The following is a 15,569-nucleotide window of genomic DNA, read 5'->3' on the forward strand; positions in this document are numbered from 1 at the left end:
CAGCCCAGCAAACCTTTTTAAATAAAGACATTGAACAATTTAGAGAACGTTTAGCGAGTATCAGTTGGTTTATGCGGGTGCTGAACGAAAGCATTGCCCGAAAAGCGAATAAAGAAGATAACTGTACAGGCCGATTTTGGGAGGGGCGCTTTAAATCACAAGCCTTACTCGATGAAGCGGCACTGGCAGCCTGTATGGCGTATGTTGATTTAAACCCAATCAGAGCCAAAATGGCTAATACACCCGAAACCTCAGACTACACGAGTGTTAAAACCCGCTGTGAACATGCCAAAGAAGGCAAGCAACCTAAACACTTGGCGCGTTTTGCAGGTAGCCCCCGAAAGTACATACCCAAAGGTTTACCCTTTGAATTAAAGTCCTACTTAGAACTTGTAGAGTTGACAGGCCGATGTATGCGGGCAGATAAGCGAGGCGCTATAAGCACAATCAACTCACCAATTCTAGACAGACTCAACATCGCCCCAGAGAACTGGCAAAAACTCACCACACAATTTACTAAAGTCTTCCATGGCGCAGTAGGGCGCCCTCAAAAGCTTGATAATTATTGTGCGAGCCTAGAAATAAAACGGCGGGCCAACTACACACAGTGTGAAAAGTTACTGGCTTAATTTTTAGTTCATCAAGATAATCTCTATATAACCGATACTCCATAACTTGGCGGCTTAGCCGTACCTTACTACTGGGCATGAGTTCAGTTTTTCTCTATTTTTGGTCTTATAGCGTATGTAGTCCATTTGATTTTAATAACTAAGCGATGTTTCAGCTTGAAGGTGCCTGTTTATTGATCTCAAACTGTGATTGGGTGTCACTTTAAGACTTCACTTTAAGACTTCATTAAACGGTAAATCCAGTAACCACAAGGGCCAGCCTCATAAACGAAATGCAGAGTTGCATTAGGGTATTTAGATTCAAATTGCCTGATAAGCTTTTTAATAGCGACTTTAGAAGAAGGAATTCGGCCGTGATGGATAGGTTGAGCGCCGCGTTGCTCTTCAATATAAGCCACTTCATTAAACCCTTTATGAGTATCTAAGCCAATGAAAAGTATGTTATGTTTAGTCATGCTAGCCTCTGCTATTTAGTTATTTGACAAACTAAGTATGGCTCTGGCTTTAGGCTAACCCACGAAAATGCGGAGGCTAGCACCGTGTGGGAGTCATTATGTCTAGGCTAAAAATCTAGTAGAGGAGGTAGAATGTTGGTTATTTCGGATGTTTCATTAGTTTTATCTACATTGATGTGTTCGCTAGTCGCTGGACTCCTTTTTTCCTATGCGATAGTGGTAATGCCAGGTTTAAAAGGGCTAGATGACAAGAGTTTTATCAAGGCCTTTCAAGTCACAGATCGTATTATTCAGGATAATCACCCCCTGTTTCTTCTAGTTTGGCTCGGTTCAGCAGTTTCTATTATTATTTTCTCTGTCAGTAGTTTTGGAAAATTAGATGGTATCGATTTTTTCCTGATGTTATTGGCTTTAGCTACATATATTTTAGGTGTTCAGATGCCTACAATTATTATACATCTGCCTCTGAACAATAAATTGCAGAAAGTAGACGTCGATAATTCCAGCGAAGAAGAGCTTAAAGCAGTCCGCATTGAATTTGAGCCTCGCTGGAATAAATCAAATGAGATTAGAACCTTTATGGCATGCAGTGCTTCTCTCATTTTGATAGTTTTGAGCTTAAAACTATAGAGTTATTTTGTTTGACATACCGGGAGTGTCCATATATGTCACTTTTAGTCTTCATCTATTTTTGGTCTTATAGCGTATGTAGTCCATTTGATTTTACTAACTAAGCGATGTTTCAGATTGAAGGAGGCCTGTTTATTGATCTCAAACTGTGATTGGGTGTCACTTTTAGACTTCATTTTTTATTATGTCCACACTTTAATGATTATTAATAAAAAAATTGCATAAGAATGAGGTCTAACGGTTGGCTGGCGCGCATTACTCGCGTATTTTAGCTAATTATTATTAGTCGATTTTAACGGCGTTATTATGTAAGGTGCTCTTGTGCAATTTGGTTGGTTATTTTTAATTTTTTTACTTAGCTTTAGTGCTTTAGCTGAAACTAGCATCGTAAAAGTAAAGGGTTACGACGTTGAATACGAAATAAAGGGTGATGGTAAAAATACCATTTTGCTAGAAGCTGGTGGATCAGCCAGTCTATCTGATTGGGACCCTATTTTTGAAAGTTTAGCTAGTAGTGCAAAAGTAATTCGTTACTCAAGAATTGGTAATGGCGGTTCTGAGCCAATTAAAAAGAACTATAGCTCTGAAGAGTATGCGCAAGAAGCTGCTTTATTCCTTGATGCGTTAAAGATTAAAAAACCTGTTGTGTATGTTGCTCACTCCTATGGTGCATATGTAGCCAGAAGGTTTGCATTTTTGTATCCTGAAAAGATAGCAGCATTAATGTTAATCGAACCTGCTTCTGAACATGATGTAGATATCATGCGCCAAATTGATTTGGTAAAAGCTGAAAAAGAAATCGCGCAAATAAAATTAGATGACCTTGCAAATGGTATGTCTAATCAATATTTAGATTTCTGGTCAAAGCGTCCATTGCCAGATTATCCTCAAATAGCCGATATTCCAGTCACCGTAATTGCCTCAATTAAAAATTACTCTGAACCACCGGTATTATTTTTCACTGCTCAGGGACGGAAGATGTGGGGAAAGTTGCATTCAGATTGGGCAAATGCATTTCCTCAAGGGAAGGTTATTTTAACTGAAAAAAGTTACCATTATCCACAAAATGATGAGCCTGAAATGGTCGTTTCAGAAATATTTGAGCTGATGTCCCGTATTAAATAGCATCTGATGTGAGCTTTAATTTGTTACTAGGGGGGATGTTTACCCTGACTTAATAGAATGGCAGAAATTGCTTTGAATGCTTTCTCATCTTCTGTTTATCCTTTGGTCGATTAAAATGAGACTCAGAAATGCTGAGCACGATACGCAAGGTATTAAAAATAGAACTAATGAAAGAATCTTATCGCTATTTTTGGTATACTGCGGCTCTGTTTTTTTTTGATCAGTATTATGGAATGTCGTTTGCACTGTGGTGCATGTTGTATTGCGCCCAGTATTAGTTCAAGTTTTCCTTTGCACCCAAACGGTAAGGCCGCAGGGGAGCGCTGTAAAAACTTATCAGACGACAATCTGTGTAAACTCTTTGGTCAACCTGAGCGGCCAGCCGTATGTCATGATTTTAAAGCAGTAGAGTGGGCATGTGGTAAAACATCTGCCGATGCGATGGCGATTTTGACAGAGATGGAAGAATTAACCGGCTAGCTTAGGTTCTACTGCACTTTATATATTTACACGACCGCGCTTGATGCAGTTACCCCCTCAAAACCCACATATTATCACATCGGCTGTGTATTATTTATAATAGACCCTATTACCCAATACCTCTATGTTAGTTGCGCTTTTTATCCTTTATAGCAAGTCTTATTTGAACACCTATGGCGGCATGTGGCCCCCTCCGATGAAACAGTCCGCCTTCACTTTGTGCTGTTTTGGAAATGTTACATGTACTTATTGCTTGGCCACTAACATTGCCCAGTTATTCATTGCTAATTGGTAGCCACAATGATCAAGAATATCCGATCATTGTGGGTGTCCAGTTTAATGTTCTTCGCTTGGTGGAAAGTTAGCTAAAATAGCAGACACCGTTTTATTCACAGACGTAGTTCGTTGCTCTGGTGTTTGTTTATTGCGTAACCGGCCTTCTTTCGCACCGCGCCATATTAATTGGTTTGATGTTTTGTCTATGACATCGATGACGAGTGTGCCAACATCATACTCACGTGTATGTGTTTGTGTTTGGTAGCCAAAGCCCCAATAATTCCAGCGAGCTGTGTAGCTGGTATTAAAAGAATCTGTTTCAATTTTACTGTCCACAGATGCATGATAATTCACAAGAATATCGGCATTTTTTGTCTCAACCAGCTTGATGTTATGCTTGAGCATTGCCTCGATAATGGCATTTCGAACACGCTTTTCCATTAAATCGTTAATTTGGTAGGCGTTACCATCATTATTTCTTAGATCCGCATCAGCTGACCAAGCAAAGGTTTTATAATTGGCAAACTCCACAGATTTGTCATAGTCCCAATCTGGGGTATTAGTACATGCACTTAAAATAAGTACTGAGGCGGCTAATATAATACTTTTTAACATATTTCATCTCCTAGAGGGCTGATATTAAGCCAGCCCATACTGCGTGTTGTCCTGTCTGACTACTTAATTTGTGGAATGTTCCACTTCAATCCAATCTTTTTCTGAAACCCAGTTTTGACTGCCATTTTTGACACTGCGTATTGGTACAATATAGTCGCAGCTTATTTGTGGCTTAACGGACGCGAAAATTGGCACAAACCCAAAACTCAAAGCGGTTTCAATAATTGCTTTTTGGTTTTGTGGATCAATATCAGCGGCTTCATCAATGTATATAGGAATACGGAATAAAGACTGTTCTTGATCAGAGAGTAAGTAACGTATGAATAACATACCACATAATAGCTTAATGGTAATACGGGTACCGTTTGAGCCCGCAGAGTCTATTTTGTCAAAATGTTCAGTGTCGCCTGCACGGTTAACAATTTCAAAGCGAATATCAAAAAGATCGGTCAGTGTTAAACCTGCTTTATCGCTTGCTAGCTTAATAAGGTGATCTTTGGCCTCGTTGAGTGCTTTTTCGTCTGAAGGCTGCTCCGATAGCAAGTCTAAGTTATCCCCCTGTTCATAGCTGTCTGATGTACTAATAATAGTATCAATACTCTCTACCAGCATTTTTCGTGGGATAATGTTAATTTTGAACGATTTGAGGTTAGAGATACGATGTTGACTGATCCCTCGGTTAAAGCTGTTCATTTCTCGACGCAGTCGGTCTAAGTCTTCACGAAGCCCTTTAATGGTAGCGGCAACTTCTGTAAGGGCCACACGGGCTTGACGGTCTACAGCATCACGTTCGTTGTCAATATTGTGATATGCCCCTATGAGTTTACTGTATTTACTTGTCTCATCACTTTCATTATCAAACTTGGTGATCCCCGCGTTATAAATATGTAGGTACGTATTTTTGACGTTGACGGCTAAATTTCGCAGTTCATTACACTCTTTGTTAAATTGATGCACGACCTCTGACAAATTATCAAATTCAATTTTAACATCGATGGGGTAAGGCGTTTGTGAGCCGCTATACACATCGAGCGTATGGTCTATACGTTCTGACTTAACTTGGCGTAAGCGGTCAGCCTGACGCGTCAGTAAATCTTGTTTACTTTTTATGATTGAACGTCTGTCTGAAATAGAGCCGGCGTTACGTTGAACGTCTTGTAAATACTCGTCTACTTGCTCCCGCTCTGCATTTAGCTGCTCTTTGAGAAATTCTTGTGCATCAACAGATTGCAACATGGTTTGATATTGCTCAAAGCGTTTAACCGCAGCCTCTAGTGCCATGAGCTCATCGTATAAAGTATCGCGCTCCTGCTGCTTTTGCGCCACATTAGCTGCAACATCACGTTGCTGTTGAAACTCTTGCAATGACTGTTGCAGTGCACTTAGCTGAGCTTCAAGTTGAGCTTTATTCTCGCCGCTTTGCATTTGCACTGGCGAGAGCTTTTTCAGCTTTATGGTCGCACCGGGTACCTTAAGTTCAGTACCTTTCACAGCTTTTGAAAGTTGGCTTAAAAACTCACCGAATGCGTCGTCATCAGTGATCGTGATTTCCCCTTGGCTGGTCGTGGCAAGCGACAGTAAATCAGTGTTTAGAATACGAGAAATTTCTTCGACTTCTTTTAAAGATAAGTCTTCACGCATGCGAGTGAATAAATTGAATTCTAAGTTTTTTAATTGCAGTTTTAAGCTTTTGATTTGTTTTTGTGTTTCGCTAATTCTAAAGTCGAGCGTATGTAAACTTTGCCCATGTGCGCTATTTATAGAAAAAGACAGTTGTTCGTATTCTTTTTTTAATAGTTGTAAGCTGGTTTTAAGTGTCGCGTGATTAGTAAGCTCAAATTCGGTTTTTAATGCATTGTAGTTTACAAACCATTGCTCTATTTGTGTTTGGCGGCGCTCAATATCTCGCGATTGTTGCAGGTATAGCTGCTGCTTTTGTTCAAAGTCATGCTTTTCTTGTTCGATATTTTGTAGCTGTTCAGTCAACTCGCTATGCTGAGACTGTTGGTATTCCTCAAACTCTACCAGTGCGACATCTATTTTTGGCGCGTAAGCAGCCAGCTTGCCTTTGAGCGTTGCATCAGTGCTGAGCATATCCTCCAATGCTGCAATAGGTTCTTGCATTGATTCTAATGCACTGAGCTCACGTCGCGAACGATTTACTTTGTCGAATGCTCGACGCCATACTTCATAAAAGTCGACCCGTGAGTTAGACATATGGCGCTCAAATACTCGAAGCATAAAGCGTTTAACATCTTGTGCTCCTAATTTGTGTAAATTAAGAATGCGTCGGAATATTTCTTTATAAATTGCAGCATCTTGCACATTGTTAAGCGGGATCATTTTTAAATTAATGTCGCCATCAAACTGTGTGGCCCCCCCAGTTAACAGCGCATTAAGCTCTGCGGCTTTTAGTTCGACGGGCTTCATGCCTTTACTTTGTAGGTGTTTGAATAGTTTTGTATATTTTATGATGCTTTTCCCTTCGGTAAAGTCATCAAGATTGAGTTTACCTGGGTAGCAAAAAAATTGATGGGCAAAGCCAGCTATTTTACCAAGGCCAGCGACACCAATCACCACATCGCCATGGGGCAGGTTAGCCTCTAGTAAAATGTAGGATTGATCAGATGAAAAGTAGAACTTTCGGGTTTCTTCTAAATCATGGCCATCCCATTCAGTGAGTCGAAGATCGTTGATCAATGGGAATTGCAATGCATTAATTACCGAGCTTTTACCGGTATTATTGGGGGCACAAATAGAGGCACTTTTGTCTAATGGTATCACACACTTTGCGTAGCCTGCGGTATTTAATAATGCAAGTTTGCTTAGGCCGTATAAGTCGCTCATAGTTCTTCCTCTAGTCCATCAAAATTCTCTTCGTTGACTTCCATTAACGCATCAATATAACGGTATAAAGGTGCTAAATGCATAAAGCCTTGCTCTGTTTCACGGGCAAGACCTAAGCGCACCATTCTTAAATACACGTCTTTGCGTAAGTCTGAACCTGAAAAAATCTCAAGCTGATCAAACAAGTGCTTATTGAGTTGCACTAAGGTTTGCATTAATTCTAAATCGGCGGTTTCATCAAAAATTGCACGCAGTGGATCTTTACCCTGATTGGCAAAGTACTCGATGAGGATAAATACAGTCAACGCAATCGCGCGAGAAATCTTACCCATATTGGGGGTACTCTCATCACTTGCTAAATAGTAGAAGCCGCGTGCATCGTGGTGTAAATCGTGACCTAATGCATTAAATAATGCTTGGTAAGCGTCTATGTTTTGATCAAGCTGTTGCCACAATGTGGTGTCTTGCTCACTGATATGGTAACCACTGGCAAGCTTTTTATTGATGGCTTGTAACTCTGTTAAATGTGCTAGATTAATTGTTGTCATTGGCATGTTCTATTTTGGTGCTGGCGTTAAACGGGTATAACGAAAAATCGTGTTCTGCAATGGTCACTGTGACGCGTTGCTCATCTTGTTGTAGGTCAAGTGCATCGTCACTGACTAATTTTTGATACAAGAACAATAACTCGTCTGCTTCTAACGCTGGATAGTGGTCTGTTAAAAAACCTAACAATGCTTTTTTCGTCTTGGTGGTGCCTGAAAAGCGCTTTTTAACTTCGCTATAATCGGGGATATGTGGACTCTGATAAGTTGGTACATCATTTTGATCAGGTAGTTGATATTCTTCATGTTCAAATTCAGCAAGCCCCGCCATATAGGCGACCATGTGACGCTGTTGTCCGAGAGAGAAACGTTGTATATCTGACACAAACTCAGGTTGAACGGGGCTGAGCATTCTATCTACGCCATTTTTTCGGATCATGCCCAGTACTTTTGACGCTTGACGAGTGATCAGTGAATTTCTACGTAACTCCTCGCGTAAAGGCATTAGCATATCGGCACTTTTTCTTAAGCTTTCACGGCCAATCAGATGCATATCTAAAATACGTGTACGCAACTGTTCAAGCATTCTTTTGTCTTGAGTGCCTCTACCATAGAGTTCTATGTTGTTTATTTGTTGGCTGAGCTGCGTTTCGATGATGTTAAAGCAGGCATGAAATTCACCGCGAATATCGACCATTTCAAGCATGGGTTCAATGTATTCATCAAACGCTTCAATGACGGCGCGATAGCGTTTTTGTAGTGATATGGCACTACTATCCGATTTTGCTTGCTCTACAATATTAAAAATTGCATTTTCGTTATGAATAAAGAGCTTAATGATTTTTCTAACCCGTTCATCCATGATCCGGCTAAATCGACGAAGTTCACTGTGGTCACCTTCATCAGCGGCTTGTTCTAGGCGATTCCCGAGTCGTTCGAGATCGTTAACCAATACGGTGATCTCTTGGGCTAAACCAAGGTGCTCTTCTTGCAATAAAAAGCTGGCAAAGTCCGCCACTGCTCGATTAATTTCAAGCTGGGATGATTTTGCTAGAGGAATAATAATCTCTTGGTTAAGCAGCCGGTTTGTTTCTCTAAATATTCTTTCGCTGGTCCATTGAGGATTTTTATGTTTTATGATGTTTTGGACATCTTTAACGCTGAAGTCGGTCATTTTAAAGCGTTTAAAAAGTAGCTCTAATACACTCCAATGTTCATTTAGCGTGTTTAAAACTTTCTTAGCTGGGATCATAACTTTCCAGTGTGTATCTTTTATGTGACGTTTATCGGAAATAAATTGAGCTTAGTCATAGCGCATCCTATATGTAAATGCTAGACTCCGCGCCGAATTACCTTACCGTTCTAAATTTTTAACTTATAATTACAGGTTGTTTACGCATTATGGTTACGCCCATTATCCTTACCCTGATAGCGATTGCGTTTGTGCTTATCGTTATAGAGGATATCATCCATGTAAACAAGGCCAAAACTACCCTTTTTTTTGGTACTTTATGTTGGATTATCGCTTTTATCTCCCCCATTCATGGTCAAAGCCCAGAAACTGTACAACATGAGCTAGATCATAATATCCTGGAAATCGCCACATTGTGGTTGTTCTTAATGGCTGCGATGACGTTTGTGGCTTATTTGAACTCAAAAGGGTTTATACAAAACATTGTGCATCGTGTTATGCCATCGCAGATCAGCGAACGTAAGCTTATGTTCTTAGTTGGTATTGCTGCTTTTGTATTTTCTTCGATATCTGACAATATTACCGCAACCTTGATTTCTTTGGCAGTAGTTATGTCGTTGAAGCTAGATCCAAAGAAGTTAATAAAGTATGCAACGTTAATTATTTTTAGTGTTAATTCTGGTGGTGTGTCACTCATCACTGGAGATGTCACAACATTAATGATTTTCTTAGCGGATAAAGTCACTATTCCAAACTTGTTATTGCTGGTTGGCCCTGCGCTTGTGAGTGTCATGGCATTGGCTGCCATGTTGTCAATTGGTATGAACGAGCAACTCAATTTTGAAAAACAAACTCAAAGACGTATTGAAAAAACAGATATTACCATTGCGGTCATATTTACTTCGACCATTTTCGCGACGTTATTTTTGAGTGTGCAGTATCAAGTTCCGCCTCTACTTACATTTTTGTTTGGTTTATCGTTGATGTTTTTGGTTGCGCAATTCCTGATGCGTAAAAAGGATGTGAACAAGAAAATTATCGATTATATTCGCGAGATTGAATACGATACCTTACTGTTTTTCGTCGGGGTGTTACTCCTTGTCGGTGCGCTAAAAGAAGTGGGAGTACTGGCTATGTTTACTGATCTCTATGTCTATATTCCACCTGAATATGCAAACTACTTAATGGGGCTACTTTCAGCAGCGGTTGACAATGTGCCGTTAACTGCCGCGTTATTAAAAGCTGAGATTATGATGACTCCACAGCAATGGCTTATGTTTACCTACGCTACCGGTGTAGGCGGCTCAATGCTAGTGATTGGTTCTGCGGCAGGTATTATTGCAATGAGTAAAGTGAAGGCGCTGACGTTTATGAGCTATTTGCGTATGTTCTTGTATCTATTAGTTGCGTATACCATTGGATATGCGGGGGCTTATGTCGCTGGTCAATATATCTAGAGATGTGTAACTTGAACAAATTATTACTTGACACCTAGACGTCTAAACGGTACTTTCTTTTTAACCCGCCCATTGTGCGGGTTTTTATTTTGTCTGTGTTCAGTTTAGAAACGGCAAAATAGACAGAAGAGGTGCGATACTTAGGTATTTAGTGAGAGGTGACGAACGCCATAGACCACTAAAGAGGGAAGTACTCGCCGAGGAAGTTCATAGTACGTCATTATGCACTTTCGGTTTACGAGGTTGAATCCTTGGAACTGTCACCGTTTTTTGGTGGAGAGCTTCTGGCAATGGTTACTTCTTTTCATACAAAGCACCTTAATATTGCCAAGTTCTCCTTATTATTGATGATTGCACCACAGCAGTCACAAGGAGATATCATGAGTTCACAGTACACGGTCGCGAAGTTTGGTGGCACCAGTGTAGCCGATTTTGACGCCATGCACCGCTGTGCACACATTATTCACGACGACAGTAACGTGCGTATTGTGGCCGTGAGTGCCAGTGCGGGTGTGACTAACCACTTAGTTACTTTAACCCAACAAAAATCCAATGAAGATGAACGTTTAGCGTTGGTCGATAATATAATTACAATTCAGAATGCGATTTTGGCTAAGTTAACTCTGGATGCCGATCTAGCTCAGTCTTTTGAATTAACACTCAATGAACTTAAATCGCTTGCAGCATTACCGGCGCTGAGTGCGCAACAATGCGATGAAATGTTAAGCTTTGGGGAGCGTTTATCTTCATTTTTATTTACGCAAGTTCTGCGAAACTTGGGCGTTAAAGCCGATCGCTTTGATGTACGTAAAGTACTTAAAACAGATAACCGATTTGGTAAAGCAACGCCAGATATTGCAGCAACCGCGCTGGCTGCTCAAAAGCACTTGCTGCCGTTGTTAGATGAAACGGTGATTGTTACGCAAGGTTTTATTGGTAGTGATCCTTACAATCAAACAACTACACTCGGCCGTGGCGGTTCTGATTATAGTGCCGCTTTATTGGCTGAAGCGATAAACGCAAAAAGTGTGCATATTTGGACGGATGTAGTAGGTATATTTAGTACAGATCCACGTTTGTGTGCCAAAGCATCGCCAATAGCGAAGTTAAGTTTTGACGAGGCCGCTGAAATGGCGACCTTTGGTGCAAAAGTACTACACCCTGCAACAATATTGCCGGCGAGTCGAAGTAATATTTCAGTGTTTGTTGGTTCAAGCCGTGATCCTCAGGCGGGCGGCACATGGATTGAAAAAGACACCTCATCGCAAACTGGGATCAGAGCCGTAACGCAACGAAAAAACCAGATATTGTTGACTTTGAAAAGCCCTGAGATGTTATTAGCAAGTGGCTTTTTAGCACGTATTTTTACCATTTTAAGTGCGTATAATATTTCTGTTGATTTAGTCACCACGTCTGAGATAAGTGTGGCGATAACCCTTGATAATGCGTTCAATGCTTCTCGTCCAGAGCTTGATCAACAGTGTTTAGAAGAGCTCAGTGAGTTTTGTCATGTGACGGTTGAGAACAATTTAACGTTAGTGGCGTTGATAGGCTCTCAAATTCAGTTACGTCAGCATGAAGTGAACCTTATGGAAGTGTTGAGCGACTTTAATATTCGTTTGATTTGTCATGGGGCGAGTAAACATAATCTGTGCTTTTTAGTTGAGCAAGCGGACTCAGATAAAGTGGTTCAATCTATTCATGCTAAATTACTTGAAGTTGCCTAATTGTTGGCAACATTTATCAAACAATAACTAATAATTAAGTTTTAGATTGCATGGTGGTAAGATCCCGAGTAGAGTGCTAATTAAGCAGTATTGGGAGGCCACCATGCAGTATCAAGATATTTATCAATTTTGGTTTGTCACTTGCTCAGAGTCTGACTGGTGGAAAAAATCGGTTCACTTCGACCATAAAATTAAATCACAGTTTTCAGTCCACCATCGCATGGCGATGCAAGGGGAGCTAGCCCATTGGCGTGCAGAACCTATTGGTGCGCTATGTGAAATAATTATATTGGACCAGTTTTCAAGAAATATGTTTCGGGATACGCCCAATGCATTCGCATCAGATGCTTTGGCGTTATGCCTTGCTCAGCATGCTATTGATAAAGGAGTGGATAAACAACTCAATGATACAGAGCTGAGTTTTTTATATATGCCTTTTATGCATAGTGAAAGTAAAATCATTCACCAACAAGCAGAAGCATTGTTTCGCGCATTACCCAATTATGAATTCGAGTTGGCTCACAAGAAAATTATTGACCAATTTGGTCGGTACCCACATAGAAATCAAATATTGAATCGAGTTTCGAGTGACGATGAATTACAGTTTTTAACGCAAGCAGGGTCTAGTTTTTAAATCGGGCTTGGGTTTGTTTTGGAAGGTTCCTTAATTTGAACCTAGGTAGTCGCATTTTTTAACAAGTTAAGTATAATCATTGGTCCAAAACAATAATCATATAGAATCGGTATGGCTCAATTGCGCGATGGTTTTCAAAGCCGACTTGGCTTTGTTCTTGCTGCTGCTGGCGCAGCGGTAGGATTAGGTAATATTTGGGGGTTTCCCACTCAAGCTGCAAACCATGGTGGTGGCGCTTTTTTATTGGTCTACTTCATTGTTATTTTTCTTTTGGCATTGCCTGCACTTTACACTGAGCTATATCTAGGCCATCAAGCACAGTCAAACCCTGTCCAAGCATTAAAACAAGCGTGGCAAGAAAAAGGGCCTAAAATAGGTGCATCTGCTGGATATATCGGATTGTTCGGCGCTATTATTATGCTTAGCTTTTATTCAATCGTTGCCGGGTGGATGCTTGCTCACTCAATCGAGCCTATTGCGCGTTTTTTGGGCTTTGAGCAATTAAGTGCCTTTTTAATTGGTGATTCAACACTACGTAATTTTATTTTCACGCCGATTATGTTGCTGCTAACCGCAAGTATTATATTGAAAGGGGTCAAATCTGGCATTGAAGCTTGGTCTCGTCGTTTGATGCCTATGTTACTGCTATTGTTAGTTGCTTTAATTGTTTACATTAGTACTTTAGATGGCGCAGCCGCAGGATTTAAAGCCTATTTAGTCCCAGACTTTTCACACATTACGGATCCAGACTTGGTTATTGCTGCTATGGGTCAAGCGTTTTTCTCATTATCACTGGGGGTCGGGTGTATGATGATTTATGGCTCATACCTTAAACCTAATGCAAATTTACCTAAACTTACCGCCAGTGTGGCGCTACTTGATACGGGTGTTGCGTTTCTTGCTGGCCTGTTGATTATACCTGCTATTTTTGTTGCGCAGCAAAATGGTGTTGAGGTCTTTCAAGATGGCAAGCTTATTGGCGAAGGACGTTTAATTTTTGCGGTTCTACCAGAGCTGTTTGCCAGTATGGGGGAGGTCGGGCTACTTGTAGGACTAACGTTCTTTATTTTAATGTCGATAGCCTCTTTGACATCTACCATTTCATCAACAGAAATTCCAGTTGCGTTTTTGTTTGAAAATCAAGACTTTAAGCGAACTAGTGCAACCTGGTGGGTAACGGCAACTATTTTAATTGCTTCAAGCGTTATTATTTTGAATTTTGATTGGCTATTTGGGTTAGTGATCAGTTTACTTACGCAATATCAGTTACCGCTTATGGGATTGTTTTACTTTATTACTGTGGGCTGGATGTGGAAGCGGGGTAATCAATTACACCTAGAGTGTAAAGGGCCACATTATTGGTTTGCACAATATGTGCGTTTTGTGTGCCCTGTATTAATGACGGCAGTATTTGTCAATGTTGCTTTAAAATAGCCTTTTAGAAATAGTGGTTTAGTAGGCTAAGCAATGTGTTTAGCCTACTAAAGCGTAGATAACGTAGATATTAATGTAGTTTCATTTTTGGTCTTACTATTTTCAGCATTTTCTCACTGAGCCATAGAATGAATGTGCGTAAAGAACCGTGTATTGCACGTTGGTGCATGCGGTAAAGTGATACGTACATTAGTCTTGCGATTTTACCTTCAATAAAAAAACTGTTTTTAGTTAAATTGCCCATAAGGTTACCCACCGCAGTAAACTGAGACAAGTTAACGAGTGAACCATGGTCTTGGTATTCGAATTGTTTTAAGGGCAATCCAAATATCTCTGCTATGAGGTTCTGTTGGACACACAATGCCATTTGATGAGCTGATTGGGCACGAGGTGGCACAATACTGCCATCGGTTTGAGTGCATGAACAGCAATCACCAATGGCATAGATTGAATCACACTGGGTACTTCGTAAATATGAATCAACGTTGATTTGGTTATTTGCATTAAGCTCAAATACATTAAGCTCTTTTATAAAGTCAGGGGCTTTAACTCCCGCAGCCCAGACTTTTATATCTGCTTCAATCTCTGTTTCTAGGTGGGTTTTAAACGCCGTTGCAGAGGCAGATCTTACTTTAGTATTTTCAAATACGTTTACGCCGAGTTTCAGTAACTCTCTTTTTGCTGAGTTGGCGATCCGTTCTGAAAGGGCGGGGAGTATTCGAGGGCCGGCTTCGATTAAGCTTATTTGTAGCTGATCAGAGGTCATATTATTTAGCCCGTATGTTTTCAGTAAATGTGTAACATGATACAACTCTGCAGAGAGCTCTACGCCTGTTGCGCCGCCGCCAACAATGGCAATATTAAACGGTTTATGTTGGGTAGAGTTGCTTTGGTGAATACGGGTGAAGTTATCGAGCAGTGCATGTTGAAAACGTTCTGCTTGTGTATGGGAGTCTAAAAAGAAGCAATGTTCTGCTACACCTGGGGTATTAAAATCATTACTGACACTGCCGATAGCCAGTATCAGTTTATCGAAGTGAATGTGCCGTTGTGGCAGTATTTGTTGGGCAGATTCATTCAGTAAAGGCTTGAGTATGAGCTGTTTTTGCTGAGTATCTAAAGTGGTGAATTCACCTAGGATAAACCGGTAATGATGCTTAGCGGCATGTGCCGAATACACCACGCCATCTAAATCGGCATCTAAAGATCCTGTGGCTACTTCATGGAGTAAGGGTTTCCATATATGGTTTCGATTTTTGTCAATCAGTACGATATCAGCGTGTTTTTTCTTTCCTAATTTATGGCCTAATTGCGTCGCAAGTGCTAACCCACCAGCACCTCCACCAACAATCACGATTGTAGGGCGTTGTGTAGACATAAGTATTCCTCATAAAGTAATAAAGGAATACTTATTATTGAGCGTGTCAATATTGCAATGTAGCGCTGAGTAGTCCTTTACAACCTAGTACCATGAGGATGTATGCCTATAAGTTAACATGGATTTGACTCCAAATTAAAGACGG

12 protein-coding genes, 2 pseudogenes and 1 riboswitch are annotated in these 15,569 nt (G+C 40.5%); of the genes and pseudogenes, 8 read left to right on the plus strand and 6 right to left on the minus strand.

All coding sequences use genetic code 11. The features are described 5' to 3' along the window. A pseudogene (locus tag CWC18_RS10585) lies at nt 1–629 on the plus strand (transposase); the annotation flags it as partial. A 218-nt stretch (nt 630–847) separates the two neighbouring features. On the opposite strand, the pseudogene CWC18_RS10590 reads toward CWC18_RS10585, so the two are convergent. Next, nucleotides 848–1,084: pseudogene (locus tag CWC18_RS10590) on the minus strand (IS110 family transposase); the annotation flags it as partial. Between the two features lie 132 nt (nt 1,085–1,216). On the opposite strand from CWC18_RS10590, the gene CWC18_RS10595 reads away from it, so the two are divergent. The 3 genes from CWC18_RS10595 (at nt 1,217) to CWC18_RS10605 (ending at nt 3,319) form a co-directional block, all read left to right on the plus strand. Then, nucleotides 1,217–1,714 carry a DUF1772 domain-containing protein gene (locus tag CWC18_RS10595; protein WP_138675229.1) on the plus strand — a complete coding sequence of 166 codons (498 nt, stop codon included), beginning with the start codon at nt 1,217–1,219 and terminating at the stop codon, nt 1,712–1,714. 321 nt (nt 1,715–2,035) lie between these two features. Then, a complete protein-coding gene (locus CWC18_RS10600) occupies nt 2,036–2,839 on the plus strand; it encodes an alpha/beta fold hydrolase (protein ID WP_138675230.1) in 804 nt (267 codons plus the stop codon). A 228-nt stretch (nt 2,840–3,067) separates the two neighbouring features. Then, nucleotides 3,068–3,319, plus strand: a complete 252-nt coding sequence (locus CWC18_RS10605) for a YkgJ family cysteine cluster protein (RefSeq protein WP_138592276.1) — start codon at nt 3,068–3,070, stop codon at nt 3,317–3,319. 336 nt (nt 3,320–3,655) lie between these two features. On the opposite strand, the gene CWC18_RS10610 is transcribed toward CWC18_RS10605, so the two are convergent. The 4 genes from CWC18_RS10610 to CWC18_RS10625 form a co-directional block, all read right to left on the minus strand. Further along, on the minus strand, nt 3,656–4,210 hold the full coding sequence (locus CWC18_RS10610) for a DUF4136 domain-containing protein (protein WP_138675231.1): 555 nt from the start codon (nt 4,208–4,210) through the stop codon (nt 3,656–3,658). Between the two features lie 63 nt (nt 4,211–4,273). Further along, a complete protein-coding gene (locus CWC18_RS10615) occupies nt 4,274–7,057 on the minus strand; it encodes an ATPase (RefSeq protein WP_138675232.1) in 2,784 nt (927 codons plus the stop codon). Next, nucleotides 7,054–7,605: a condensin complex protein MksE gene (locus tag CWC18_RS10620; protein ID WP_138592273.1), complete on the minus strand. Its 552-nt coding sequence runs from the start codon at nt 7,603–7,605 to the stop codon at nt 7,054–7,056. The genes CWC18_RS10615 and CWC18_RS10620 overlap by 4 nt, the downstream gene beginning before the upstream one ends. Beyond that, nucleotides 7,592–8,854: a hypothetical protein gene (locus tag CWC18_RS10625; RefSeq protein ID WP_138592272.1), complete on the minus strand. Its 1,263-nt coding sequence runs from the start codon at nt 8,852–8,854 to the stop codon at nt 7,592–7,594. Before CWC18_RS10625 ends, CWC18_RS10620 begins: the two co-directional genes overlap by 14 nt. A 149-nt stretch (nt 8,855–9,003) precedes the next feature. Between CWC18_RS10625 and nhaD the strand changes: the two genes are divergently transcribed. The 4 genes from nhaD to CWC18_RS10645 all read left to right on the plus strand — a co-directional run bounded on the left by nhaD (nt 9,004) and on the right by CWC18_RS10645 (nt 14,046). Further along, nucleotides 9,004–10,251 carry a sodium:proton antiporter NhaD gene (gene nhaD, locus CWC18_RS10630; RefSeq protein ID WP_138592271.1) on the plus strand — a complete coding sequence of 416 codons (1,248 nt, stop codon included), beginning with the start codon at nt 9,004–9,006 and terminating at the stop codon, nt 10,249–10,251. 118 nt (nt 10,252–10,369) lie between these two features. Beyond that, a riboswitch (Lysine riboswitch) is annotated at nt 10,370–10,543 on the plus strand. An 88-nt stretch (nt 10,544–10,631) separates the two neighbouring features. Next, nucleotides 10,632–11,978, plus strand: coding sequence for a lysine-sensitive aspartokinase 3 (gene lysC / locus CWC18_RS10635; RefSeq protein WP_138592277.1), 1,347 nt, complete (start codon nt 10,632–10,634; stop codon nt 11,976–11,978). 103 nt (nt 11,979–12,081) lie between these two features. Then, nucleotides 12,082–12,612 carry a DUF924 family protein gene (locus CWC18_RS10640; protein WP_138592270.1) on the plus strand — a complete coding sequence of 177 codons (531 nt, stop codon included), beginning with the start codon at nt 12,082–12,084 and terminating at the stop codon, nt 12,610–12,612. 111 nt (nt 12,613–12,723) lie between these two features. After that, a complete protein-coding gene (locus tag CWC18_RS10645; RefSeq protein ID WP_138675233.1) occupies nt 12,724–14,046 on the plus strand; it encodes a sodium-dependent transporter in 1,323 nt (440 codons plus the stop codon). A 70-nt stretch (nt 14,047–14,116) separates the two neighbouring features. Here CWC18_RS10645 and CWC18_RS10650 read toward each other — a convergent pair whose 3' ends face one another. Then, nucleotides 14,117–15,424, minus strand: a complete 1,308-nt coding sequence (locus CWC18_RS10650; RefSeq protein ID WP_138675234.1) for an NAD(P)/FAD-dependent oxidoreductase — start codon at nt 15,422–15,424, stop codon at nt 14,117–14,119. Nucleotides 15,425–15,569 lie beyond the last annotated feature (145 nt).

The sequence above is a fragment of the Pseudoalteromonas aurantia genome, from assembly GCF_005886875.1.
Lineage (GTDB): Bacteria > Pseudomonadota > Gammaproteobacteria > Enterobacterales > Alteromonadaceae > Pseudoalteromonas > Pseudoalteromonas aurantia_A.